The organism is Roseateles sp., assembly GCF_039595295.1.
Taxonomy (GTDB): Bacteria; Pseudomonadota; Gammaproteobacteria; order Burkholderiales; family Burkholderiaceae_C; genus Roseateles.
In genome coordinates this window covers 19,775-43,865 of sequence record NZ_JBCNLU010000005.1, presented here as the reverse complement: position 1 = coordinate 43,865, position 24,091 = coordinate 19,775, and the positions used below count along the sequence as shown (strand labels likewise).

At 69.2% G+C, this 24,091-nt stretch carries 17 protein-coding genes; 3 read left to right on the top strand and 14 right to left on the bottom strand.

Going from position 1 to position 24,091, the window contains the following annotated elements; translation table 11 throughout:
* Positions 1–192: 192 nt before the first annotated feature.
* The 4 genes from ABDW59_RS05520 to ABDW59_RS05505 form a co-directional block, all read right to left on the bottom strand.
* Positions 193–1,278 carry a phospholipase gene (locus ABDW59_RS05520; RefSeq protein WP_343628526.1) on the bottom strand — a complete coding sequence of 362 codons (1,086 nt, stop codon included), beginning with the start codon at positions 1,276–1,278 and terminating at the stop codon, positions 193–195.
* A gap of 49 nt (positions 1,279–1,327) precedes the next feature.
* A complete protein-coding gene (locus tag ABDW59_RS05515) occupies positions 1,328–3,508 on the bottom strand; it encodes a TonB-dependent receptor (RefSeq protein ID WP_343628525.1) in 2,181 nt (726 codons plus the stop codon).
* Positions 3,509–3,717: 209 nt separating this feature from the next.
* Positions 3,718–6,054 (bottom strand): Tex family protein, encoded by a 2,337-nt coding sequence (locus tag ABDW59_RS05510; protein ID WP_343628524.1) that lies wholly within the window; start codon positions 6,052–6,054, stop codon positions 3,718–3,720.
* Between the two features lie 53 nt (positions 6,055–6,107).
* Positions 6,108–7,814 (bottom strand): acyl-CoA dehydrogenase family protein, encoded by a 1,707-nt coding sequence (locus ABDW59_RS05505; RefSeq protein WP_343628523.1) that lies wholly within the window; start codon positions 7,812–7,814, stop codon positions 6,108–6,110.
* A gap of 435 nt (positions 7,815–8,249) precedes the next feature.
* On the opposite strand from ABDW59_RS05505, the gene ABDW59_RS05500 reads away from it, so the two are divergent.
* Positions 8,250–10,079, top strand: a complete 1,830-nt coding sequence (locus ABDW59_RS05500; protein ID WP_343628522.1) for a M4 family metallopeptidase — start codon at positions 8,250–8,252, stop codon at positions 10,077–10,079.
* A gap of 161 nt (positions 10,080–10,240) precedes the next feature.
* The gene (locus ABDW59_RS05495) at positions 10,241–11,839 is read left to right on the top strand and encodes a M20/M25/M40 family metallo-hydrolase (protein ID WP_343628521.1); all 1,599 of its coding nucleotides are present in this window, start codon (positions 10,241–10,243) and stop codon (positions 11,837–11,839) included.
* A gap of 135 nt (positions 11,840–11,974) precedes the next feature.
* Here ABDW59_RS05495 and ABDW59_RS05490 read toward each other — a convergent pair whose 3' ends face one another.
* The 7 genes from ABDW59_RS05490 to ABDW59_RS05460 form a co-directional block, all read right to left on the bottom strand.
* Complete coding sequence (locus tag ABDW59_RS05490; protein WP_343628520.1) at positions 11,975–12,448, bottom strand: hypothetical protein; 474 nt, start codon at positions 12,446–12,448, stop codon at positions 11,975–11,977.
* A gap of 19 nt (positions 12,449–12,467) precedes the next feature.
* Positions 12,468–13,730 (bottom strand): TIGR03862 family flavoprotein, encoded by a 1,263-nt coding sequence (locus tag ABDW59_RS05485; protein WP_343628519.1) that lies wholly within the window; start codon positions 13,728–13,730, stop codon positions 12,468–12,470.
* Between the two features lie 100 nt (positions 13,731–13,830).
* The gene (locus ABDW59_RS05480) at positions 13,831–15,561 is read right to left on the bottom strand and encodes a transporter substrate-binding domain-containing protein (RefSeq protein WP_343628518.1); all 1,731 of its coding nucleotides are present in this window, start codon (positions 15,559–15,561) and stop codon (positions 13,831–13,833) included.
* A gap of 364 nt (positions 15,562–15,925) precedes the next feature.
* A complete protein-coding gene (locus ABDW59_RS05475) occupies positions 15,926–16,822 on the bottom strand; it encodes an SDR family oxidoreductase (RefSeq protein ID WP_343628516.1) in 897 nt (298 codons plus the stop codon).
* A gap of 48 nt (positions 16,823–16,870) precedes the next feature.
* Entirely contained in the window at positions 16,871–17,854 is a 984-nt protein-coding gene (locus tag ABDW59_RS05470; protein WP_343628515.1) for a glutathione S-transferase family protein, read from the bottom strand.
* On the bottom strand, positions 17,851–18,336 hold the full coding sequence (locus ABDW59_RS05465) for a GNAT family N-acetyltransferase (RefSeq protein WP_343628514.1): 486 nt from the start codon (positions 18,334–18,336) through the stop codon (positions 17,851–17,853). Before ABDW59_RS05465 ends, ABDW59_RS05470 begins: the two co-directional genes overlap by 4 nt.
* Complete coding sequence (locus ABDW59_RS05460) at positions 18,336–19,358, bottom strand: NADP-dependent oxidoreductase (RefSeq protein ID WP_343628513.1); 1,023 nt, start codon at positions 19,356–19,358, stop codon at positions 18,336–18,338. Before ABDW59_RS05460 ends, ABDW59_RS05465 begins: the two co-directional genes overlap by 1 nt.
* Positions 19,359–19,676: 318 nt before the next feature.
* Between ABDW59_RS05460 and ABDW59_RS05455 the strand changes: the two genes are divergently transcribed.
* On the top strand, positions 19,677–20,690 hold the full coding sequence (locus ABDW59_RS05455) for a hypothetical protein (protein WP_343628512.1): 1,014 nt from the start codon (positions 19,677–19,679) through the stop codon (positions 20,688–20,690).
* 27 nt (positions 20,691–20,717) lie between these two features.
* Here ABDW59_RS05455 and ABDW59_RS05450 read toward each other — a convergent pair whose 3' ends face one another.
* Genes ABDW59_RS05450 through ABDW59_RS05440 form a run of 3 tightly spaced genes read right to left on the bottom strand, consistent with a single transcriptional unit; the run spans position 20,718 to position 23,835 of the window.
* A complete protein-coding gene (locus ABDW59_RS05450) occupies positions 20,718–21,170 on the bottom strand; it encodes a PaaI family thioesterase (RefSeq protein WP_343628510.1) in 453 nt (150 codons plus the stop codon).
* A gap of 34 nt (positions 21,171–21,204) precedes the next feature.
* Positions 21,205–21,996, bottom strand: coding sequence for an SDR family oxidoreductase (locus ABDW59_RS05445; protein ID WP_343628509.1), 792 nt, complete (start codon positions 21,994–21,996; stop codon positions 21,205–21,207).
* Between the two features lie 21 nt (positions 21,997–22,017).
* Positions 22,018–23,835: an acyl-CoA dehydrogenase gene (locus ABDW59_RS05440; protein WP_343628508.1), complete on the bottom strand. Its 1,818-nt coding sequence runs from the start codon at positions 23,833–23,835 to the stop codon at positions 22,018–22,020.
* Positions 23,836–24,091 lie beyond the last annotated feature (256 nt).

The window sequence follows — 24,091 nt, the reverse complement described above, 5'->3', positions numbered from 1 at the left end:
CCAGAAACCAAAAAGCGCGGCCACCAGCCGCGCTTCTTTGATTGAGCTGCCTTCTTCCGGACAGCAATGAAAAGACGTGACGAGCCGCGGCCGCTCAAACCTTGCGATGAGAAAACGTAGTCCGCGGTGTCATAACCATGTCGCCTTTCCCGGTCCTTGTTGGAAAAAGAAAAATGAGGCGACGAGTGTAGCTCACAGCGCCTGAACGTCCAGCGACGGCCGGGCGCAGGCCTCGCGGAATTCATCGCGCAGCCGCTCACCCTCCTTGACCGCTCGCAGCCAGTCCCGGGCACGGCCTGGGACATCGTCGACGTAGCGCTGGAAGTCGTTGCGATCGGGCAGCTTGCCGTTGGGCAGCGTCTTCACCCACTCGGGGTTGGGCGTGAGCAGGACGACATTGTCCAGGAAGGCGCTGGCGCGGTGGCGGCGCTTGAAGGCCTTGTCCAGCCAGCCCGGCACCACGCTGGCCTGGAAGTGCGGATACAGCGCGATGCCGTCGCCCACCATGGCGGCGTAGTTCAGATGCAGGTGATAGTCGGTGATGCCGCCGTCCCAGTAGGCGCCGGCGGGCGCGCCCTCGATGTCATGCACCGCCTGCAGCCAAAACGGGATGGAGCAGCTCGCCAGGATGCTGGGCTTGAGGTTGCCCGCGTCCAGCGAGACCTGTCGGCTGCGGTAGTCCCCCAGCGGCATCGGCAAGGGCGAGCGCTGGTCGGAGAACACCACCCGCTCCAGCCATCCGCCCATGGCCCGGCGCGACATCGCGTTCGCGGCGAAGGCGCCCAGATAGCCCAGCGGCGTGCGCAGCCGCCCTTCCCTGCCCAGCACATGCCGGCCGCGCGAGGTGAACACATGCAGCCGGAACTGCGGATGCGAGAGCACCTCCGCCTCGCGGCCGCCGAAGATCTCGCCCAGCTTGCCGGCGAAGGCGCGCGACACCACCGCCGCGCTGGGGCGCTTGCCGGGCTGCTCGGACTCGTAGTCCTGCCAGGCGTAGTCGTGGGCCAGGCGCTGGAACTCGGCGTCGGCCTGCGCGGCGTCGCGCGTCAGGCAGGCGGTGGCCATGCGCCAGGCGCCGATGGAGGCGCCCAGCAAATGGACCTCGTGGCCGCCGGACGGGAGGAACTCGCCGAACAGGTGCGCGTCGAGCGCGCTGAGGATCAGCCCCTTGGGGCCGCCGGCCGCGCCGGGCACGACGCGCACGTCGGTGGCGCGCAGCCCGTGGTCGCGCAGCCGTTGGCGCGCTGTCGGGCCGGCGAGGATCTGCAGGGCCTGCATCGGCGGAACGTCCTTTCGTGGGCGTCCGCCGAGCAGGTCGGGGACGCGGTCAGAGCTTCATGTCGAGGGCCAGACCCAGCTGCGTGCGGGAGCCGCGCGCGACGTAGGTGTAGTCGCCGCTGCTCACCGAGGTCAACCGGGTGTTGTCCAGCGGGGCCAGATTATTGGCCGAGAAGCGCAGCGAGGTCTTCGGGCTGAAGGTCCATTGTGCGAAGAGGTCCAGTTGACGCGAGCGCCCCTGGTCCAGCGTCTGGCGCTCGGTCTGCTGCGTCTCGTAGCCCGGCGTGTAGACCAGCGTCGAGCCCACCGTCAGCGGCAGGCCGCTGAACCGGTAGTCGAAGCCCACGCTGCCCGACCAGGGCGGCTGCTGGTCCAGACGCGCGTCCGGTCCCGGCAACGCCTTGACGCGCGAGTGGTACACGCTCAGCGCGGTGCGCAGGTTCAGCGCCGTCTTCATGTCGAAGAGCGAGGGCAGCAGCTCGCCGGCGCGGCCCTTCAGCTCCATCTCGATGCCGCTGGTGGTGGCGCGCGAGATGTTGGTCGGCCGCAGCACGTAGCGCGGCACCGGGACGATCGCGGTGGGCGCGTCCAGCGTGGTGACGTTGCGGATCAGGTCGTTGATGCTGCGGTGGAAGAAGCCCAGGCTGAACATGCCGCCGCCGGTCATGTAGCGCTCGTAGGCGATGTCGATGCCGGTGGCCAGCTCGGGCTTGAGCATCGGGTTGCCGACGCGGTCCGGGTTGAGCTCGTCGTTGGTCTGCTTCTCGTCCGGATAGTTGTTGTTGAGCGCGTAGCGGCCCATCAGCTGCGTGATCTCGGGCGACTTGTAGCTGCGGGTCACGCTGGCGCGGACCATCTCGCGGCCCTTGGCGTCGAGCTTCCAGTTCACATGCACCAGCGGGCTCAGCACGCTGAAGCTGTTGCGGGCGTTCACGCCGACACCCGAGCTGGTCGTGGCGATGCGCTCGCTGCGCAGGCCCAGCGAGGCCGACCACAGCGGATTGATCTCCCACTCGTCCTGGAGGAAGAAGGCGCGGCGGTCGATGTCGGCGCGGAAGGCCTCGCCGTTGACGGCCGGCAGCTGGTCGACGCCGCCGACGGTGGTCGTGCGGGTCTCGTTGCGGCGGCGCCATTCCAGGTCCCAGCCCACGCTCACCGTGTGGTCGTCACCGACGAGCTGGCTGAACTTGCCCGTCTGCGTCAGCCCGCGATCGGTGTTGCCGCCGATGTTGTGCACCGGCACCGGCGTGTCGATGGTCAGGTTGTTCCAGGTCGCCTTGGCGTCCTGGACGCCGGCCTTGAGCTCGACCTTCTGGTTCTCGTTGAGACGCTTGCTCCACTGCGCGTTCGCGCGCAGCAGCTGCCAGGTGCCCTCGTTGTCGGAGCTGTCGTCCAGCTTGGGCGCGCGGTAGGGGCCGCCGGTGCGCACCGTCGTGTCGTTGTTCCACCAGCCCTTCTGCGCGAAGCCCTGCAGCGACACGGTCTCGTCGTCGCTGATCTTCCAGTTCAGGCGCGGTGCGCTGTTGAAGCCGTGACCGTGGTTGCGAGTCTCCGCATGTTGCGTGGCGACCGTCGCCTGCCCGTTCTGATCCAGACCGGGGCGGCGGATGTCGGCTTCCTGGCGGTTCAACCAGGTGAAGACCGACAGCGGCACGGTGAAGGACACCGGCCCCATGCGCTCGCTCAGGGTGAACGTACCGGACGGGCGCGGGCTCTCGATGTTGTAGTTGGCGCCCAGGCGCAGGTCGCGCTGCGACACGCGCGGCGGCTCCTTCAGGATCACGTTGATCGAGCCGGCGACGGACTGCGCGCTCTGGTCGGCGGTCGCGCCCTTGGAGACCTCGATGCGCTCGATCTGCGAGGGGTCCAGCTGGTCCAGCTTGAATCCGGGCGGCGCCGGATCGCCGTTGATCATGACCATGGTGTAGCCGTTGCCCAGCCCGCGCATGCGGACCGCGCCATCGACCATGCTGATGCCCGGCAGGCGCTTGAGCACGTCGGCGACGTTGGTGTCGCCGTAACGATCGAGCTCCTCGCGGCCGTAGACCTGCTTGGAGACCGAGGCCTTGCGGCGCAGGTCGTTGTCGGAGGGGCGGCCGCCGGTGATCTCGACGCGGTCCAGCCGCCGCGATGCGCCGCCCTCCCCGGGCGGACCTTCCTGCGCGAAGGCGACGGAAGCGACGGGCAGGCAGGCGAGCAAACAGGCCCGGGCGATGGCGTGGGTCTTCAAGGGGACTCCCGAATCATTCGTGTCGACACCTTGAAAGACGGTGTCGACGTTTATCTGGATGTGAACGGCGCGCAGCGTAGCCGCCGCCGCGGGACGTCGTCACGACGCCTGCGACCAGATGCGAATTTCGGGGGCCGAAGCGCGAATGCGCGGTGCGGTCCGGGACGCCTCTCGGCGCCCCGTGACGACGCCCTACGCCGCCATGGCGCTCAGCGCTTGAGCTTGGCGAAGGCCGCGGCCATCGCGCCGCCAGCGGCCGGCGCCACGCCCCGGCCCGCGGGGCGATTGCCGCCCTGGCGTTCATTTCGGCCGGCCGCACGGAAGCTGTTGTCCGGCTTGGATCCGCCGCGCGGCGCCTGCGCGTCCAGCTTCATCGTCAGCGAGATGCGCTTGCGGGCCATGTCGACCTCCAGCACCTTCACCTTCACGATGTCGCCGGTCTTCACCACCTCGCGGGCATCGTTGACGAACTTGTTGGCCAGCTGGCTGACATGGACCAGCCCGTCCTGGTGCACGCCCAGGTCGACGAAGGCGCCGAACTGCGCGACGTTGGACACCGTGCCTTCCAGCACCATGCCCTCCTTCAGGTCCTTCAGATCCTCGACGCCCTCGTTGAAGCGCGCGACCTTGAAGTCCGGACGCGGATCGCGGCCCGGCTTCTCCAGCTCGACCAGGATGTCCTTGACCGTGATCGCGCCGAAGCGCTCATCGGCAAAGGCCTCCGGCTTGAGCGCGCGGATCACGTCGGACTTGCCCATCACGTCGGCGATCGGGCGTGCGACCTGAGCCAGGATGCGCTCGATGACGGGGTAGGTTTCCGGGTGCACGCCGCTGACGTCCAGCGGGTTGTCGCCGTCGCGGATGCGCAGGAAGCCGGCCGCCTGCTCGAAGGTCTTGGGGCCCAGACCGGTCACGTCCAGCAGCTGCTGGCGATTGCGGAACGCGCCGTTGGCATCGCGCCAGCGCACGATCGCCCCGGCCACGCTGGCCGACAGGCCGGACACGCGCGACAGCAGCGGCGCCGACGCGGTGTTCAGGTCCACGCCCACCGAGTTCACGCAGTCCTCGACGACCGCGTCCAGCGTGCGCGCCAGCTCGCTCTGGTTGACGTCGTGCTGGTACTGGCCGACGCCGATGGACTTGGGATCGATCTTGACCAGCTCGGCCAGCGGATCCTGCAGGCGTCGCGCGATCGAGACCGCGCCGCGCAGCGACACGTCCAGATCGGGCAACTCCTTGGATGCGAACTCCGACGCCGAGTACACCGACGCGCCGGCCTCGCTGACCACGACCTTCTCGATCACGGTCTCGGGCGACATCGACTGGATGCGCTTGATCAGGTCGGCGGCGAGCTTGTCGGTCTCGCGAGAGGCGGTGCCGTTGCCGATGGCGATCAGGTTGACGCCGTGGGTCGCGCACAGCCGGCCCAGCGTGTGGATCGAGCCTTCCCAATCGCGCTTGGGCTCATGCGGATAGACGGTGGAGGTGTCAAGCACGCGGCCGGTGTCGCTGACGACCGCGACCTTCACGCCGGTGCGGATGCCCGGGTCCAGGCCCATGACGACGCGCTTGCCGGCCGGCGCGGCCAGCAGCAGGTCGCGCAGGTTCTCGGCGAAGACCTTGGTGGCGACCTTCTCGGCCTCCTCGCGCAACCGGGCGAACAGGTCGCGCTCCAGGCTCAGGGACAGCTTCACCTTCCAGGTCCAGGCGACGGTCTTGCGGATCAACTCGTCGCCGGCGCGCTTGCCATGGCTCCAGCCGAGGTGGCGCGCGATGCGGCCTTCGGCCAGCGAGGGTTGGCCGACGACGACCTCCTCGTCGAGCGCCAGCTTGGCGTCGAGGAACTCCTGCGTGCGGCCGCGGAAGACGGCCAGCGCGCGGTGCGAGGGCACGGTGCGGATCGGCTCGGCGTAGTCGAAGTAATCGCGGAACTTGGCGATGTCGGGGTGGTTCTCGTCCTTGCCGTCCATCAGCTTGGACTTGAACAGGCCCTCTTCCCACAGCCATTCGCGCAGTTTGCCGATGAGCAGCGCGTCCTCGGCCCAGCGCTCGGACAGCAGGTCGCGCACGCCGTCCAGCACCGCGTAGGCGTCGGCAAAACCGGCATCGGGATTCAGGAAGGCGGCGGCCTCGGTCAGCGGATCCAGCGTGGGATCGGCGAAGAGCTTGTCGGCGAGCGGCTCCAGGCCGGCCTCGCGGGCGATCAGGCCCTTGGTGCGGCGCTTCTGCTTGTAGGGGAGGTAGAGGTCCTCGAGCTCCTGCTTGGTCGGCGCGGCGGCGATCGCGGCGGCGAGCTCGGGCGTGAGCTTGCCTTGCTCCTCGATGGACTTGAGCACGGCCTCGCGGCGGTCCTCGAGCTCGCGCAGATAGGTCAGGCGGGCCTCGAGTTCACGCAGCTGGATGTCGTCCAGGCCGTCGGTGGCTTCCTTGCGATAGCGGGCGATGAAGGGCACGGTGGCCCCGCCGTCCAGCAGCTCGACGGCGGCGTTGACCTGGGCCGGGCGTACTTTCAGCTCGGCGGCAATCTGGAGGAGGATCTTGTCCAAAACAGCGACGGGGCCGGAGGCCCGAGAGAGCAACGAAAGCGCGCGAGTTTAGGTCACGCGGGAAACGCTCTTTGCAACAGGGCGTCCACGTCGACCCGGCGGATGTCCAGCGCGCCCGCCACCGCGCCCCAGCGCGGATCGAGCCGGCTGGCCGCGAAGGCGTCGGCGACAAAGCCCGGCGCATGCCGCCGCAGCAGCGCCGCTTGCGCGAGCAGCACCAGCCGCGAGGCCAGCCGACGCCCCAGCGCCTCGAGCTGATCCGGCGGCGTCGCCAGCATCGCGCGCAGCGCATCGAGCTCGGCGCGCAGCGCCGGGTCCTCGCCGACATCGGCGTCGATCTCGTCGAGCAGCGCCAGGAAGGCCTGCGGATCCCGCGCCACCGCGCGCATCACGTCCAGGCACATCACGTTGCCCGAGCCCTCCCAGATGGAGTTGACCGGCGCCTCGCGGTAGAGCCGGCCCATGACGCCGTCGTCGATGTAGCCGTTGCCGCCCAGCACCTCCATCGCCTCGCCGGTGAGCTCCACCGCCCGCTTGCAGACCCAGAATTTCGCCGCCGGCGTGACCAGCCGCATCCAGGTGCGCTCGCGCGCGTCGCCCTGATGCTCGAAGGCCTGGGCCAACCGCAGGCTGAGCTGCATCGCCGCCTCGCTCTCCAGCGCGAGGTCCGCCAGCACCGCGCGCATCAAGGGCTGCTCGACCAGCCGCTTGCCGAAGACCTGGCGATGCCGTGCGTAATGCAGCGCCTGCGCCAGCGCCTGGCGCAGCATCGCCGCGCTGCCCACCACGCAGTTGAGCCGGGTATAGGTCGCCATCTCGATGATGGTCGGAATGCCGCGACCCTCCTCGCCCATCAGCACGCCGTAGGCGTCCTGGAACTCGACCTCCGAGCTGCTGTTGCTGCGGTTGCCGACCTTGTCCTTGAGGCGCTGCACATTGACCGCGTTCTTCGTTCCGTCGGGCCGCCAGCGCGGCACGAAGAAGCAACCCGGCGCGCCGTCCGGCGTCTTGGCCACGACCAGGTGCGCGTCGCACATCGGCGCCGAGAAGAACCACTTGTGCCCGGTCAGCCGGTACTCGCCGCCGCGCCCGCCGGCGCCGACCGGCTCGGCGCGGGTCGTGTTGGCGCGCACGTCGGAGCCGCCTTGCTTCTCCGTCATCCCCATGCCCAGCCAGATCGAGCGCTTCTGTGCCAGGGGCAGATCGCGGCCGTCGTAGTCGGTGCTGAAGAGCTGGTCCCGCAGGCGGTCCCACAGCGCCGGCTCGCGCCGCAGCACGGGGATGCTGGCCTGCGTCATCGTCGCGGGGCACAGCGTGCCGGCCTCGACCTGGCCGTGCAGGTAGAAGCCGGCGGCCCACGCGGCCCAGCGGCCGGGGCGTTCGTCGCGGAAGGGCATCGCCACCAGATCGGCCTGGCGATACATGGCCAGCAGCTCGTGCCAGCCGGCGTCGAACTCGACCCGGTCAATGCGGCGACCACGCTTGTCGAAGCTCTCCAGCGTCGGCGTCACGCGGTTGATGCGCTCGGCGATCGCCAAGGTCTCGGGCCGGCCGAGCGCGCTCGCGTAGGCGGACAGGCCGGGCACGAAGGCCTCGGCGCCGGCGCGCGCGAGCGCCTCCTTCAACGCCGGATCCGTCTCCAGCAGCGAATACCCGCACAGCTCGTCGACCTGATTCGCGACCTCATGCGTGCGCCAGCCCCCGCCCGCTGTGGTGTCCGACGCAACGACGCCGGCCGGGTTTGTCTCCGTGTGTGTCATCTGTTCGTCTCCCTTGGGGGTGAGCAGGCCGGTCCGACGCTATCGAGGCGGGCTCGCGGCGTCCGGTGATGTCCCATGGACAGGCCTCGCGCGAGTCTAGTCCCCGCGCCCGTCGCGCGCCGGCGTGTGCGCGCGTAGCGACCGGCGTGCCTGCGGGAAAGGGATTCCGGGGTTGTTACGGATGTCAACCCTGACAGGTCGGGCGATTAGCAACCGGCCCTACATTCGCGCTGGTCGACGGACCACCACCACAACCGACCCCGGGTCCTCCGGGGCACCCCGTCGACACCTCGGGACGCGGCGCCAGCCGCATCAAGCACACCTGCGACGCCCGCATCCCGGGCCGAGAGCAGGGACGCTGGTCCCGATCCACACGAACGAGACCGGCGATTTCTTCGGGAGATCTGAACGATCCATCACGATGAAAGAGTCGACATGACACAGGCAAACTTCCGGCGCGTCCTGCGCGCCAGCATCATGGCCGCAGCCGCGGTCGCCACCTGCAACGCCCTGGCCGCGGATCGCGTCGTCCTGGACGACAACACGCCCGTCAACGCCCAGTCGGTGATGCGCGCCGCCAGCGCCGCGCCCAATGCGGCCACCGCGCTGGGTCTGGCCCCGTCGGACCTGCAGGCCGTACGCAGCCAGAGCTACGCCAACGGCAAGGTGGTCACCCGCCATCAGCAGTTCTTCCAGGGCGTCCCGGTCTGGGGCGAAGGCGTGATCGAGCACCGCGACAACAACGCGGGCACCTCGCGCTACGCCGGCACCATGCTGTCCAACATCCAGCAGGACCTGTCCAGCGCGCAACCCAGCGTGACCTCGCAAGGCGCGCTGGTCGTCGCCAAGAGCGCCGTCAACGCCACGCTGACCCAGAACGAGCAGGTCAAGCTCTACGTGCGGCTCAACGCCAGCAACCAGGCGCAGCTTTTCTACCTGGTCTCCTTCGTGCGCGAGGACACCAAGCACCCCAGCCGCCCGCACTTCATGATCGACGCCACCAGCGGCAAGATCCTCGAGCGCTGGGAGGGCCTGGCCCACCGCGACGCCACCGGCCCGGGCGGCAACGCCAAGACCGGCCGCTACGAGTACGGCACCAACTACCCCGCGCTGCAGGTCACCGACTCCTGCCAGATGAGCGACGGCAACGTGGTCACCGTCAACCTCAACGGCAGCACCAGCGCGAGCAACACGCCCTTCCAGTTCACCTGCCCGCGCAACGAGTACAAGCAGATCAACGGCGCCTACTCGCCGCTGAACGACGCGCACGCCTTCGGCGGTGTGATCTTCAGCATGTACCGGGACTGGTTCAACCTGCGGCCCCTGACCGGCACGCTCTACATGCGCGTGCATTACGGCAGCAACTACGAGAACGCGTTCTGGGACGGCACCGGCATGAGCTTCGGCGACGGCGGCTCGACCTTCTATCCGCTGGTGTCGCTGGACGTCTCGGCGCATGAGGTCAGCCACGGCTTCACCGAGCAGAACTCCGGACTGGTCTACTCCGGCCAGTCGGGCGGCATGAACGAGGCCTTCTCCGACATGGCCGGCGAGGCGGCCGAGTACTACCGCAACGGCGGCAGCAACGACTGGCTGGTGGGCGCGCAGATCTTCAAGTCCTCGGGCGCGTTGCGCTACTTCCAGGACCCGACGCGCGACGGCTCGTCCATCGGCAACGCGGCCAACTACCGCAGCGGCATGGACGTGCATTACTCAAGCGGCGTCTACAACCGCGCCTTCTATCTGCTGGCCACGACGGCCGGCTGGAACACGCGCAAGGCCTTCGAGGTGATGGTCGACGCCAACCGCCTGTACTGGACCGCCAACAGCACCTTCAACCAGGGCGCTTGCGGCGTGGAGACGGCGGCCACCAATCGCGGCTACTCGAAGGCGGACGTCACCGCCGCCTTCGCCGCCGTGGGCGTGAGCTGCAGCGGCACGACGCCGCCGCCGACGGCCACCGTGCTGACCAGCGGCGTGCCGGTGACCGGCATCTCGCTGGCGTCCAAGGCGACCAAGCTCTACAGCATCGCGGTGCCGGCGGGCCGCAGCAGCGTGACCTTCAAGCTGAGCGGCGGCACCGGCGACGGCGACCTGTACGTGCGTCGCGGCTCCGCGCCGACGACCAGCACCTACGACCGCGCCTCCACCGGCTCGACCAACAGCGAGACCATCACGATCTCGGCGCCGACGGCGGGCACGTACTACGTGCTGCTGAGCGCGTACTCGAAGGTCACCAGCACCTCGCTGGTCGCCACCTACTGATCCACGCCTGACCGGATCCCGGCGCGCCGCCACGAGCGGCGCGCCGGCTTCGCCGTTTCCGGAGCGGACTTCCGCCCCGGTCCTTTCGATTCCACCGAATCATCCGTTGCCGTCGCGGGCCCGTCATCACGGGGATCGCCGGCATCACAGGGAGCAAGTTCATGCGTCAGTTCCTCACCCTCAGCGCGCTGTGCCTCGCCATGGCCGCCCTCACCCCGGCCGCGCAAGCCGGTGAAAAGGTCTGGATCAGCCTCGGCGACGCCGCGCTGATCCAGCTGCAGAAGAGCCAGCCCGCCGCGCGCGCCGTCTCCAGCGTGCTGGCCGATCCGGCGCAGGATGCGTCGCAGTCCTTGAGCGCCGCGCGCTCCAAGGCGCCGGAGAAGATCCATCTGGTCGAAGTCGACGCGGACGCGCTGGCCTCGCTCAGCCATTCGATCCACGAGGAGCTGCGCCGCTGCGGCGGCTACATGTTCCATGCGAGCCAGGCCGACGGTCTGGCCTCGCTGCGCCGGCACAGCACGCCCGCGAGTGCGCAGCGCCTGGCCGCGGCGGCCATCGCGACGCGGCCCAGCTACGTCATCGATCAGCAGAGCGTGGTGACGCCGCTGCTGGCGCAGATGCAGGCCAGCAACATCGGCCAGACCATCGTGGACCTGTCGGGCTACACCAACCGCTACTACACCAGCAGCAGCGGCGTGAACGCCTCCAACTGGCTGAAGCAGCGCTGGACCTCGATGGCCAGCGGGCGCGCGGACATTACGGTCGAGCAGTTCACCCATTCGGGCTGGGCGCAGAAGTCGGTGATCGCGACCATCCAGGGCACCGACAACGGCAGCGAAGTCGTGGTGATGGGCGCGCATCTGGACTCGATCAACCAGTCGGGCGGCTCGGCCGAAACCATGCGCGCGCCGGGCGCCGACGACGACGCCTCGGGCGTGGCCAGCCTGACCGAGGTGCTGCGGGCGCTGGTGTCGGCCAACTACAAGCCGCGCCGCACGATCAAGCTGATGGCCTATGCCGCCGAGGAGGTCGGGCTGCGCGGCTCGCAGGAGATCGCGCGCAGCTTCGCGACGGCGGGGACCAATGTCGTGGGCGTGCTGCAGCTGGACATGACCAACTACAAGGGCGCGGCGGCCGACATCTATCTGTTCAGCGACTACACCGACGCCTCGCAGAACACCTTCCTGTCCAACCTGATCGCGACCTATCTGCCGACGCTGACGGTGGGGACGGACCGCTGCGGCTATGCGTGCTCGGACCATGCGTCCTGGAACGCGCAGGGCTATGCGGCGAGCATGCCCTTCGAGTCCAGCTTCGCCGCGGACAACCCCAACATCCACAGCGCCAACGACACCTACGCGAGCATGGGCAGCCAGGCGGAGCACTCGCTGAAGTTCGCGCGGCTCGCCGCGGCGTATGCGGTGGAGCTGGGCAGCGACGGCGCGGGCACGCAGCCGCCGGTGGACAAGACGGAGACCTTCAGCGGCAGCCTGACGCGCAACCAGACCAAGAGCTTCGGACCGTTCAAGGTCGCGGCGAATGGCAGCCTGGCGGCGAGCACGACCGGGACCGGCGACATCGATCTCTACGCCCGCAAGGGCGCGGTGCCGACCACCTCGACCTACACCTGCAAGTCGGATGGGGCCACGTCGACGGAGGGGTGCACGGTGACGATGACCACGGCGGGCGACGTGTACGTGCTGCTCAAGGGCTATGCGGCGGGGAGCTATCAGCTGAAGGTGACGTACCGGCCGCAGTGAGCGGGCTGCCATTGGCGACGCGGCCTCTGCCGCGCGTCGCCTGGTGAGCCGCATCCCACCCAATGCGGCTCACGCCATGAGCCGTATTTCCGGACATTCGACTCACGGCGTGAGTCGAATCACGGGGTTTGCGGCTCATCCATGGCGGATCAGCTGGGACTTCTTCCGATCACGCCTCTCGCGCCATCTGGCCCGCAACGTCCCACCCATGATGACCAGCGACAGCGCGATCAGGCTCACCGCAATCGCGCCATCTCGGAACTTGGTTCGATCGGAGTCGGCTGCGCTCAGAAGCTCCCGGCCCTGGGAGCGGACCGCGAAGATCGTCTTCCGTCGATCGACGGTCAAGGTGAACGCCTGTCCGTGCGCAGCTTCAAGTCCGATGCCGTAGCACCGGATCGTGTCGCATTTGATCGGTCCCTCGGAGGTCTCGAAAGCGAAGTAGGAGCGGCCCCGATGCTGGATCACCTCCAGCGTCCCCGTAAGCTCCGTGAACGGCGCGAAGGGCGTCGCATCGAGCACGCGATCGGCGAAGTTCACACCAAGGATCAGGAGGCCGACGCCCATGGCAAAGAGCCATTGGCGCGCAGAAGCTCTGGTGGCCGGCATCTCGGGCGTCAGCTCGTGTTCAGCGCTTGAGCAAAAGCGCGGCGCCGTCGCCCGCGATCAAGCCGCTCGCCATCGACGCCGTGAGCAGATAGCCGCCGGTGGGCGCCTCCCAATCCAGCATCTCGCCCGCGACGAACACGCCGGGCCGTGCCTTCAGCATCAGCTGCTCATCGAGCGATTCCAGCTTGACGCCGCCCGCCGTGCTGATCACTTCCGCGACCGGCCGCGCCGCCTTCAGGCGCAGCGGCAGCGCCTTGATCGTGCGCGCCAGCAGCGCGACGTCGCCGTACTGCTCCTTGGTCAGCGCCTCGTGCAGCAGGCCGGCCTTCAGGCCTTCCAGATTCAGACGGCTCTTCAGATGCGAGGACATCGAGCGCGAGCCGCGCGGGTACGCGACCTGCTCGTCCACCCAGGCCGCGTCACGCCCGGGCAGCAGGTCCAGATGGACCAGCGCCTCGCCGTCGCGTTCGATCTTCTCGCGCAGCAGTGCCGAGGCGGCATAGACCAGCGAACCTTCGATGCCGGTCGCGGTGACGACGAACTCGCCCTGCCGCGAGAAGCGGCGGCCGTCGACGCCCTCGGCCGACAGCGCCACCGGCTTGACCGGCTGACCGGCGAATTTCTCGGCGAAGAACGGCGACCAGCCCGGCGCCGCGCCTTCGCGCGTCGAGCCCAGATCGAAACCGCAATTGGCCGAGCGCAACGGCGAGACCTCGGCCCCGACGCCCGCGAGCAGCGGCGCCCACGCGCCGTCCGAGCCCAGCTGCGGCCAGGACGCGCCGCCCAGCGCCAGCACCACGGCCTCGGCGTGGACGCGGGTTTCGCCCTCGGCCGTGCTGAAGCGCAGCGCGCCGTCCTCGGCCCAGCCCTGCCAGCGGTGCTTCATGTGGAAGCGCACGCCCTGCCCGCGCAGCCGCGACAACCAGGCGCGCAGCATCGGCGCGGCCTTCAGGTCCTTGGGGAAGACGCGGCCCGAGGTGCCCACGAAGGTCTCCACGCCCAGCGCCTGCGTCCAGGCCCGCAGCGCCTCGCCGTCGAAACGATCCAGCCAGGCGCCGATCTGCGGCGCGCGCTCGAAATAACGGCTGTCGAAATCGGGACGGGATTCGGAGTGCGTCAGGTTCAGGCCGCCCTTGCCCGCGAGCAGGAACTTGCGGCCGGCCGTGGCCATCGCGTCGTACAGGTCGACGGCGACACCGGCGAGCGCGAGTCGTTCGGCGGCCATCAGGCCGGCGGGGCCGCCGCCGATGACGACGGCGCGGCGGGAAGATTCAGAGGACATGGGCGGAGTGTGACTGCTGTAGGGCGCCAGGGCGCGGCCCGGAAGGCCGAGTGTGCGCCGAAGGGCGCGCAGTGTGCCAGACCTTGCGGTCGGGGTCGCTTCAGCCCATCGCCGGGACGGCCGGCAGCTCCAGCGTGAAGCGCGAGCCCTTGCCGCTCTCGGAGTCCACCAGGATGCGCCCGCCCATGCGCTCCATCAGCTGCTTGCAGATGACCAGCCCGATGCCGTGACCGGGCTGCTCCACCCGGCCCAGCCGGTTGAAGGGCTGGAAGAGCTGGGCGCGCTGCTCGGCGCTCAGGCCGATGCCGTTGTCCGCGACCTCGATGCGGAAGCCGCGCGACTCCACCTGCGCCCGCACCTTCACCCAGCCGCCGCGGCGGTTGTACTTGATCGCGTTGGAGATCAGGTTGTGCAGCACCTGCTCCAGCCGGATCGGATCGGCCTGCACCAGCGGCAGCGTGCTGTCCTCCTGCGGCGTCATGCTCAGCTGCAGCTCGATGCCCGCGGCCTCGGCCGCCGGCTGCGCCAGCTCCACGCAACGCCGCAGCAGCGGCCCCGCCTGCAACGGAAGCGCCTGCACGGTCAGCGTGTTCGCCTCCACGCGGGAGAGCGTCATCATGTCCTCGATCAGCACCAGCAGATGCTTGGCGGCCTCGTCGATGTGGCGGATGCGCGCCTGCTGCACTTCGTCCAGCGGTCGCTTGGGATCCTGCGCCAGCAACTGGCTGAAGCCCAGCACCGCGTTCAGCGGCGTGCGCAGCTCATGGCTGGCCTGGGACAGGAACTCGCTCTTGGTCTTGCTCGTGACCTCGGCCATCTCGCGCGCGCGGTCCACGTCCTGGAGCCGGGTGCGCTCGACCAGCTCGCGCTGCAGCAACTCGCCGCGCAGGCGCACCTGGCGTTGCAGGGCGCGGTTCCAGAGCAGCACCAGCCCCAACCCCGCCAGCACGACCACCAGCGCGATGCCGAAGCCCCACAGCGCGCGCCGCTGCCAGCGCATCAGCGTCGTGTCCTGCGTGATCCAGCGGTCGGCGATGGCTTGGCGCTCGCTCTCGCTGATGCGGGTCAGCGCCTTGTCGAGGATGCGGCCCAGCATGGGCCAGTCGCGCCGGTAGCCGATGCCCAGCGAGTAGGCGAAGCCGATGTCGTCCACCACGCGCAGGTTGCCGATGCCTTCCTGACGCATCAGGTAGGTGGCGCCGGCCAGGTCCATGACCGCCGCGCCGATCTCGCCGCCGGCCAGCCGGCGCAGCACGGCGCGGTCGTCGGCCTCGACGCGGACCGGGTTCGTGGCATAACGGTCCTTGAGGAAGCCGCTCACCGCGTAGCCGCGGGCCACCGCCACCGCCTCGCCCGGTTGCAGCGGGCCGGCGCCGTCGCCGACGCGGCGCAGCAGCACCGCCGGCACGCTGATGTAGGGGCGGGTGAAGCCGATGGTGGGCGTGCGCTCCGGGGTTTCGCGCAGCGACATCAGCAGATCGATCTGGTCGTCGGTCAGCGCGGACAGGTTCTCGGCGAAGGTCTTGGCGGGCTGGAACTCGAAGTGCAGACCGGTGAGTTCGGACAGGCGCTGCGCGTAGTCGACCGACAGACCGGCGGTGCGGCCTTCCTGGTCGGTGAAGGTGAAGGGGCCGTAGGTGGCGGAAGCGCCCACGCGCAGGACGGGGTGCTGAGAGACCCAGGCACGTTCTTCAGGGGTCAGCCAGTCGCGGGGGTCGGCGTGACCTTGACCGGCCAGCGACAGCCAGGCCGCCGCGGCGAGCGCCGCGATCGGCAACAGACGGATGAGGACGCGTAGGAGACGCGCGACAGGGAGGACGGCGTGGACCACGGGCGGATTGTGATGCCGCCGTCCCGGTCTCGGAGGTCCGGGGAACCCGCATCCGGGGGAGCCCGGAGATCGGAAACATCACGGAGGCGTCATCAGCAGCCCCGGAAGACCCTCTCCCCTGCCCTCTCCCGCAAGCGGGAGAGGGGGTAAGACGGGCCCTTCGTCCACTTGAGGGAGAGCCCGAAGACCCTCTCCCCCGCCCTCTCCCGCAAGCGGGAGAGGGGGTAAGACCGGCCCCGCTCAGACACTTGCGGGATAGGCACAAGTCGGCCCCTCAAGCTCCTGCGGGAGAGGAGCCAGACGGCCCCCTCGCCCGCTTGCGGGAGAGGGCTGGGGAGAGGGTCTTCTCTTGCCCCGCGCTCGGTCAGGCGCTACGCAACGACTCCCGCAACCGCGCCCCGATCTCCGGCTTGTCCTGGAACGGATCCGTCGGATTCCGCACCTGCATCACGTCCTCCAGCCTGGTCTGCACGCCCTTGAGCGCCTGCGGATGGCTGAAGATGTAGAACCGCTCCTCATCCAGCGCCTCGAACACCATCCGCGCCACATCCGCCGCCGTCAGCTTCCCTGAGCTCACCGCCTTGTCCGTCATCGCCTGCGAGATCAACTGGCTCTTCGTCGGCTTCGCCGCCTCGAACTCCCCGGGCCGGTTGCGCTCGCTGTGCGTGATCCCCGTCGGCACGAAGTAAGGACACAGCACCGACGCCCGGACCTGATCCGTCACCAGTGCCAGGTCTTGATAGAGCGTCTCGCTCAGCGACACCACCGCATGCTTGGACACGTTGTAGACGCCCATGTTGGGCGGATTCAGCATGCCGGCCATGGACGCGGTGTTGACGATATGTCCCTGCCAGGCCGGGTCCGCCTGGGCGGCCTCCAGCATCATGGGCGTGAACAGCCGCACCCCGTGGACCACGCCCATCAGGTTGACGCCCAGCACCCACTCCCAGTCCGCCAGCGAGTTCTCCCAGATCAACCCGCCCGAGCCCACGCCCGCGTTGTTGAACACGAAGTTGGGCGCGCCGAAGCGCTCCCGCACCGCGCCGGCCAGCGCCTCCATCTGATCGGCCTTGGCCACGTCCACGCGGCGCGCCAGCACCTGATGGCCGGAAAACTCGGCCGCGGCCTTGTCCAGCGCGTCCTGCTGCACGTCGCACAGCACCAGGTTCATGCCGCGCGCGGCGGCGATGCGCGCCACCTCCAGGCCGAAGCCCGATCCCGCGCCGGTGATGACCGCGGTCTTGCCTTGATAGTCCTTCATGCGCTTGTCTCCTAGATGTGAGGTTGGCGTGGTGCGAGCGGCGCCGTCTTACGCGGCTTTCCTCAGCACGTAGCGGATGCGAGGGAAATGAACATGCACGCGGCCGGCGCGCTCGTCGTCGCGGGCCAAGGTGACGGTGTCATTGCTCAGGCCGACCAGCTCGCCGGCGACCGCGTCGCGGGCGTAGTCGCTAGGCGCGACGGTGACCCGGTCGCCCCGCGCGAAGCCCAGGCCCTCCTCGACCAGCGCCGGCTTGGGCGTCGAGGCCTGGGCCAGCGCGATCGCGGCCGCGCCGTCCAGCTTGCCGGCGCGCTCGCCATGGCCGATCCCGGCGACGCGCGCCATCCACGCGCGCAGCGCCTCATGCGGCGCGAGGATCTCGGCCAGCGGACCGGCCTTGGCGACGAACCACAGCGGGTGATAGACGCTCAAGTCGGCGATGCTGGGCGCGTGGCCGAGCAGCCAATCCCGGCCACCGGTCAGCATCGAGGACAACCATTCCAGATACTGCGACAGCGCCGCGCCCGCGTCGCCGCCGCGCGGCTGAGGCATGCCCTCGGTCATCGCCTTGCGGTCGGCGACGAAGGCCTGCAGCACTTCCGGCGGCGCGCCGGCAAACATCGCCGCCGCGCCGGCCGGCTGCATCGCGTACGGCAGCGCCGTCCAGAACAGATCGGTGCCGGCCCACTGCGACAGCAGCCGCGCCTGGCCCGCCACCGCCGCCGGGAACAGACTGGGCGTCGGGCGACGGCCTTCCAGCACCTCGGCAATCAGCGTGGTGTCGCAGTAGATGTCGGCGCCGATCTGCAGGAAGGGCGTGCGGCGATAGCCGCCGGTCAGCGCCGCCACGTCGGGCTTGGGCAGGATCATCGGCACCGTCACCGAGTGCCAGGCCAGGCCCTTTAATCCCAGCATCAGCCGAGCCTTCTCGGCGAAGGGCGAGCCGGCGTAGTGATGCAGAACGAGGTCGTCAGCGGTCACCGCCGAAGCGCTCGCGGCGCCGGAAGTCGAAGCGGAAGTCGAAGCGCTCATGGCGTGGGCTCCTTGCGCATGTCGATGTGGGGGATGCCGTCCTCGTCGTAGACGTCGGAGATGGGCGTGAAGCCGAAGCTGCCGTAGAACTCGCGCAGATGCGCCTGGGCGCCGAGCTCGATCGGCATGCCCGGCCACAGGCGCTGGCACTCGCGCACCGCCCGGCTCATCAGCGCGCGGCCCAGGCCGCCGCCGCGCGCGGCGGGCGCGGTGATCACGCGGCCGATGCGAGCGGCGCCGTCGCCGATCTCCGGCGGCAGCAGCCGGGCGTAGGCCAGCAGCGTGTCGCCGCCGTCCGCGCCCTGCCCCAGTCCCTGGCCGAGTCCTTGCAGATGCCAGGCGTGCTGGTCCAGCCCGTCGGGATCCAGATAGATGCAGCGCTGTTCGATGACGAAGACCTCGGCCCGCAGCCGCATCGCGCGGTACAGGCCTCGGACGCTCAGGTCGTCGAAGCGCTGGCAGGTCCAGCGCGGGCCGGCCATCAGACCAACTTCACCAGCTGCTTGCCGAAGTTGCGGCCCTTGAGCAGCCCCAGGAAGGCCTCGGGCGCGTTGTGCAGGCCCTGCGCGACGGACTCGCGGTATTTGAGCTTGCCGGTGGCCACCAGCATGCCCAGCTCCTTCAGCGCCTCGGGCCAGACCTCCATGTGCTCGGAGACGATGAAGCCCTCGACCTTCATGCGGTTGACCAGGATCAGTTGCGGGGCGCTCAGCGGGATGGGCTCGCCGTTGTAGCCGGCGATCATCCCGCACATGGCGATGCGGCTGAAGGCGTTGGCGCGGGACATCACCGCGTCCAGGATCATGCCGCCGACGTTCTCGAAGTAGCCGTCGATGCCCTTGGGGCAATCAGCCTTGAGGGCCGCGGACAGAGACTTCGCGTCCTTGTGCTGCTTGTAGTCGATGCAGGCGTCGAAGCCCAGTTCCTCGACCACGTAGCGGCACTTGTCGGCGCCGCCGGCGATGCCCACCGCGCGCGCGCCGCGGGCCTTGGCCAGCTGGCCGACCGCGCCGCCCACCGCGCCGCTGGCGGCGCTGACCACGACGGTCTCGCCCGGCTTCGGATCAATGATCTTGACCAGCCCGTACCAGCCGGTCACGCCCGGCATGCCGACCGCGCCCAGATAGGCCGACAGCGGCACGTGCGTGGTGTCCACCTTCTGCAGCACGCCGCGCTGGTTGGCGTCCACCAGCTGGAACTCCTGCCAGCCGCCCATGCCCACCACCTTGTCGCCGACCGCGAAGTGCGCGTTCTTGGACACCACCACCTCGCCGACGGTGCCGCCGATCATGACCTCGTTCAGCGGCTGCGGCGTGGCGTAGCTCTTGCCGTCGTTCATGCGGCCGCGCATGTAGGGATCCAGGCTCAGGTAGTGATTGCGGACCAGCACCTGGCCCTCGGCCAGCTCGGTCGGGACCGGCGTCTCGACCAGCTTGAAGTTGTCAGCGCCGGGCTCGCCGGTCGGGCGGGAGGCCAGCAGGATCTGACGGTTGACTTGGCTCATCGGGGGCTCCTCGGTGGCAATGAGGCCATGCGATCGCATGGCTTGAATGAACGATCGCCCGGGCGCGCGCCGCTGGCGATCCGTGACGGAATGCCGGCGATTGAACCACGCCCGCCCAGACCCCGACGTCCCTCGGGTGACAAAAAAGAACGAGCGTGCTTTTCCCGTTTCAGGACGGTTTCCGGCGACATCCAGATGACCCGTTCATGCAAGCAACTGGGCGAACAACGTTGTCACTGATCCACCCGGCCGCCGTCGCCGTCGCCGTCCACGACCCGCGAGCGCCCCCTCCTACCGCCAGCCAGAAAGGTCGACGCCATGTCCCTGATTCGCCGTTCCATGCTCCCTTCGTTCCTGTTCTCGGAGCCCCCGCCGAAGAAGGCGCCCTCCGATCCGCAAGTGCAGCTGTGGCTGCGCATGGAACTCCAGACCACGAAGCACGCCAAGCCGGTCAAGGCACTGGCTCGATTGATGGAGAAGGCGCTGGATCGCAAGCCCGGCAAGCTGGATCTGTCGTCCGCGGATCCGATGGCCTTGCACAAGATGTCCCCGGCGCTGATCGGGCGCCTGACCGCGCATCTCGCCACCCTGGTCCTGCCGGACGGCTGTCCGCAGGACGTCGGTCTGCACTGGGCCAAGGAGCTGCCCAACGTCGAGATCACGCCGCGCGATTCGGTGCCGCCGCGCTACCGTTTCCCGCCCGGGAAACCCTCGCCGCCGCCGCGCACCGAAGGCACGCACCTGAAGCGCGAGCCCGCCCCCGCTCGCCCGGCGCTGGACCGCCCGGCGGAGAAGCTGGCCTTCATCCATCGGGGTCGCGGCGTTTTCCTGCCGCCGCGCCCGGCCAATCCGGTCCACGCGCCGCGCGTGCCCGAGACGTCGGTCGACCTCGGCGATCTGCCGCCCCCGAGCGATCTGCCGCCCCCGAGTGACCTGCCGCCCCCGAGCGAGCAGCCCCGCGACGAGGTGCTCGAGGAAGCCGTCCGGGCGATGCGTCCATTGAACGCCTGGCTGCTGCACCATGCCTCGTCCGAAGGCAATGAGGGCATGACGGCCATGGGCACGGAGGACGCCCACGCCATTTCGCGCGCGCTGGTGCTGGAACCGCAAGGGCTGTCGCGGGTCGAGCAGCGGGCCTTCAGCACCGGCAAGGCCGCGCTCGCGGCACGCGGCGCCGGCCAGTCGCTGCGCCTGAATGCCGTGCAGGTCGAAGCGCTGTGCACGGCCGTCGCCACCTTGCAGAACCGCGAGGCGGCGGAGGCGTACAAGATCGCCCGCTTCGGCAACACGCACCACGACCTCACGCGCTACGAGCGCTCGCCGGGCCGCTGACCCTCGCCGGCCCTCATCCGCCGCGCCTCAGTTCTCGTTGCGCTGCAGCGCCTTGAGGCTGCGGCCGCGACCGGGAAGCGCCTTCAGATACTTGAAGGTCCCGGTCGCATGCGCGCACAGCTTGCCGTCCTCGCCATAGACCGAGCCGTCGCAGAAGGCCATCGTGGTCGAGCGATGCAGCAGACGGCCCACCGCGCGCAGCGCGCCCTCGCCGGGGCGCATGAAGCTGGTCTTCATCTCCACCGTGACCACGCCCGGACCGAAGTCCGGCAGGTCGCGGTGCACGCTGCGCGCCGCATGCGCCATGGCCACGTCCAGCAGCGTCATCAGCACGCCGCCGTGCGCCACTTCCCACGAGTTCAGATGCAATTCGCGGATGTCCACGCGCAGCTCGGCCTCGCCCTCGTCGACGCGCACCAGCTCGAAGCCCAGTTGCTGGACGAAGGGAATGTGGACGGGGAACTTCATGGACTCGGACATGGCGCGGGGCGGGCTTCGATGAGCGATGTGGGGATCAGGCGCCGTGCACGGCGGACACGCCGCCGTCGACCGCGAGGATCTGCCCGGTGATGTGCTTGCCGGCGCGGCTCGCGAAGAGCAGCGCGGCGCCCTTGAGGTCGTCATCATCGCCGATGCGCTTGAGCGGGGCATGCTCCGCCAGCTTCTCCTCGCCGATGGCGGCCATCAACCCTTTGGTCATCTTGCTGGGGAAGAAGCCCGGCGCCAGCGCGTTCACGGTGATGCCATGCACGCCCCACTCGCCGGCGAGCGCGCGGGTGAAGTTCACCGCCGCGCCCTTGCTGGTGTTGTAGGCGATGGTCTTCATCACGCCGGTGTTGCCGGCCAGCCCGGCGATCGAGGCCACGTTGATGATGCGGCCCGACTGGCGCGGGATCATGCTGCGGCGCGCGACTTCCTGGCTCATCACGAACAGGCTGCGGATGTTCAGGTCCATCACCTTGTCCCAGGCCTCGACCGGGTGGTCCTCGGCCGGCGCGCCCCAGGTGGCGCCGGCATTGTTGACCAGGATGTCGATCTGCCCCAGCTTGGCCAGCGTCTGCTCGACGATGCCCCGCGCCTGCGCCTCGTCGGACGCGTCGGCGGCGATCCACTGCGCCTGCACGCCGCGCGTCTTCAGATGGGCGACGGCTTCCTCCAGGTCCGCCGCCTTGCGCGAGCTCAACATGATGGTCGCGCCGGCCTCGCCCAGCGCCTCGGCGATCTGCAGGCCCAGCCCGCGGGAACCGCCCGTCACCAGCGCCACCTGGCCGGTCAGGTCGAAAAGGTCTTGCACCTTGCTGCTCATCGTCGTCTCCTTGTTGAAGTTTCAGAACCACGCGTCCTGCATCTCGCGGGTGAGCGGCTCACGCCGCGCGACCACGCCCAGCCAGGCGTGGATCTTGGGCAGCTCGTAAGCGAAGAAGTAGCGCTGCGCCGCGCGCTTGCCGCGCGCGAAGTCGTCGTCGCGATCGGTCAGCGACAGTGCCACGTCCAGCCAGATCCAGGCCAGCACCGTGTGGCCGAAGGCCTGCAGATACGGCGTCGCATTGGCCAGCGCCTCCTCGGGCTGGCCGGTGGACCAGGCCTTCTTGGTCGCGCCGCCGACCGCGGCCAGCGCCGCGCCCAGCTCGTTGGCGGCCTCGGCAAGACCTGGCACCTGGCCGGCGCGCTGCGCGGTGTCGCTCACGCGCGCGGCCAGCGCCATCAGCGCCTTGCCGCCGTCCATGACGACCTTGCGGCCCAGCAGGTCCAGGCCCTGGATGCCGTGCGTGCCCTCGTGGATCATGTTGAGCCGGTTGTCGCGCCAGTACTGCTCGACCGGGAAATCACGCGTGTAGCCGTAGCCGCCCAGCACCTGGATCGCCAGCGAGTTGGCCTCCAGGCACCACTCGCTGGGCCAGCTCTTGGCGATGGGCGTCAGCACCTCCAGCAGCAGCTTGGCGGTGTCGGCGTCCTCGGCCGATCCGGTCTGCTGCTCGTCGACCAGGTGCGCGCAGAACAGCTCCAGCGCCAGCCCGCCCTCGACGAAGCTCTTCTGCGCCAGCAGCATGCGCTTCACATCGGCGTGCTCGATGATGGGACGCTGCGGCTGCGCGGCGTCCTTGCCCGCCGCCGTGATCGGCCGGCCTTGCGGACGCTGGCGCGCGTACTCGAGGCTGGCCTCGTAGCCGGCATAGCCCAGCATCACCGCGCCCAGGCCGACGCCGATGCGGGCCTCGTTCATCATGTGGAACATGCAGCGCAGGCCGTCGCCGGGCTTGCTCACCAGATAGCCGATGGCGCCCCGCTTGCCGCCCGGCGTCTGACGACCCTCGCCGAAATTGAGCAGGCAGTTGGTCGTGCCCCGATAGCCGAGCTTGTGGTTGAGCCCCGCCAGCGCCACGTCGTTGCGCTCGCCCGTCAACTGCCCCTGCGTGTCCACCAGATGCTTGGGCACGATGAACAGCGAGATGCCCTTGGTGCCGGGCAGCGGCTTGCCGTCGGTGCCGGGAATCTTGGCCAGCACCAGGTGGACGATGTTCTCGGTGATCTCGTGCTCGCCGCCGGAGATCCACATCTTGTTCCCGGTGAGCCGATAACGCGGACCCAGCGGATCGGCGTCGAAGCCCTCGCCATCGGGCTCGGCGCGGGTCGCGACGTCGGACAGGGAGGAGCCGGCCTGCGGCTCGGACAGGCACATCGTCCCGAACCAGCGGCCGCTGAACTCGTTCATCGCGAAGACTTTGCGCTGCATCTCGGTGCCGTGCGCCATCAGCAGATTCGCGTTGCCGTTGGTCAGCATGGCGTAGCCGCCCATGGCCACGCTGGCCTTGCTGAAGAAGCAGTTGGCGGCCATCTCGACGACGCAAGGCAGTTGCATGCCGCCATGCCCATGGTCTTGGGCCGCCGCCAGCATGCCGGAGCCGACGTAGGCGGCCAGCGCCTCGTGCGTGGCCTGGGGCAGATGGACGCGTTCGCCGTCGAAGCGGGGTTCCTCGGTATCCGCGAGGCGATTGAAGGGCGCGAACTTTTCGCGCGCGATGCGCTCGCAGGTATCGAGCACGGCGTCGAAGGTATCGCGCGAATGGTCCGCGAAGCGCTCGCGACCGCTGAGGTCCTGCACCTTCAGCCAGTCGTAGAGCAGGAAGTCGAGGGTATTGCGCATGGGACGGACCGGAACGGCGGATCGAAGAAGCCGCCATCCTCGCGCAGCGCTGCGCCCGTGGCTGTCAACTGCGCGATACCCCGCCCTCCCAACGACGAATCGCCACGACTGCCATGACTGCCACGACTGCCACGACTGCCACGACTGCCACGACTGCCATGACTGCCACAACTGCCACGAGAGCAGCGGGTACCGACAGCGTCGGCGAGGAATGCGTAGCGATGGAAGAGAGGCGGAAGCGAAGCGTTAGCCGAAC